Source organism: Ramlibacter aquaticus (genome assembly GCF_015159745.1).
Classification (GTDB): Bacteria; Pseudomonadota; Gammaproteobacteria; order Burkholderiales; family Burkholderiaceae_C; genus Ramlibacter; species Ramlibacter aquaticus.
Window position 1 is genome coordinate 1 of record NZ_JADDOJ010000163.1, and the last position, 1,319, is coordinate 1,319.

At 62.2% G+C, this 1,319-nt stretch carries 1 protein-coding gene; it reads right to left on the reverse strand.

The annotated features are described in order from the left end of the window. Positions 1-42 precede the first annotated feature (42 nt). Positions 43-1,265 (reverse strand): IS3 family transposase gene (locus IM725_RS19925; protein ID WP_407692544.1). Its coding sequence is split into 2 segments (ribosomal slippage): positions 43-998 and positions 998-1,265, totalling 1,224 coding nucleotides; the frame shifts between segments, so codons are not numbered across the junction. Positions 1,266-1,319 lie beyond the last annotated feature (54 nt).

Here is a 1,319-nt window from a genome sequence, read left to right on the forward strand (position 1 = left end):
CTGGAGTTGACCCAGTTCCGTGGACGGTTTCTGGTTTGATTCTCAAACCGTCTGGGGTGCTCCGTCGGCATGGTCTGCCTCATGCTTACGGGCATCGAATTGCATCTGCTGGCTCCTTTCAAAGTTCAGGGGTGAGAGGTAGCCCAGGCCGCTGTGGCGGCGCCTGGGGTTGTACCAACCTTCAATCCAGGTGAACACTGCCATGCGGGCCTGGGCCTTCGACTCGAAGCTGTGGCGCTCGATGAGCTCGGCCTCCAGGCTGGCAAAGAAACTCTCGGCCATCGCGTTGTCGTAGGCATCACCCACCGTTCCCATCGACGGGCGAACGCCCATCTGCCTGCAGCGCTCACCGAAGGCCAGGCTCGTGTACTGGCTGCCTTGGTCGCTGTGGTGGATGACGTCTTTCGGCTTTCTCTGGGTCAGCGCCATGTTCAGTGCCGAGAGAACCAGGTCGGCCGTCATGCGCTCGCCCATCGACCAACCCACCACACGTCGGCTCCACACGTCGATGACCACTGCCAGGTACAGGAACCCCGTCCAGGTGGGCACGTAGGTCATGTCGGCCACCCACAGCTGATTGGGTCCACTGGCCCTGAACTGGCGTTTGACCAAGTCGGCGGCAGGCGTATTGCGTTTGTCCCGCCGTGTGGTCACGGTAAAGCCTCGGCGGCGGCTGATGCCGCGGATAGCGGCGGCACGCATCAGGCGTGCGACACGCTGGCGGCTGATGCACACCCCTTGCTCCATGAGTTCAGCCCTCACGCGAGGCATTCCGTAGGACTCGTAGGAGTCGCGGTGAATCTGGCGGATTCGCTCGGTCATCACCGCATCGGTGATGCTTCGCTGGGAGGGGGCACGTTCTCGCCAAACATAAAAGCCGCTGGCGGAGACGCCCAGGACACGGCACATGGTGCGCACAGGGAAGTCGGCCTGGTTCGCCATCACGAGTCCGAAGACTTCGTCGAAGTCGCATCGCTGCGACCGGCAAACCAGGCCGTAGCCTTTGCCAAGATGTCACGCTCCTGCTGAACCTGGCGCAGTTGACGACGCAGGCGCACCAATTCCTCGCGCTCGGCAGTGGTCAATCCTTCCTTGCCGGGCAACGGCTTGCCGCTGTCGATGGCAGCTTGGCCAACCCAGTTGGTGATGGACTGCGCGGTGACGTTGAACTCCCGAGAGAGCTCGGCCGGTGTGCGACCGGCACGCACCAACTCCACCATCTGCTGCCTGAATTCCGCCGGGTACGGCGGTCTGACCTTGGACATTTACGGCTCCTTGAACACAAAGAATGATGTGTCCACCGAACCGGGTCAACTCCA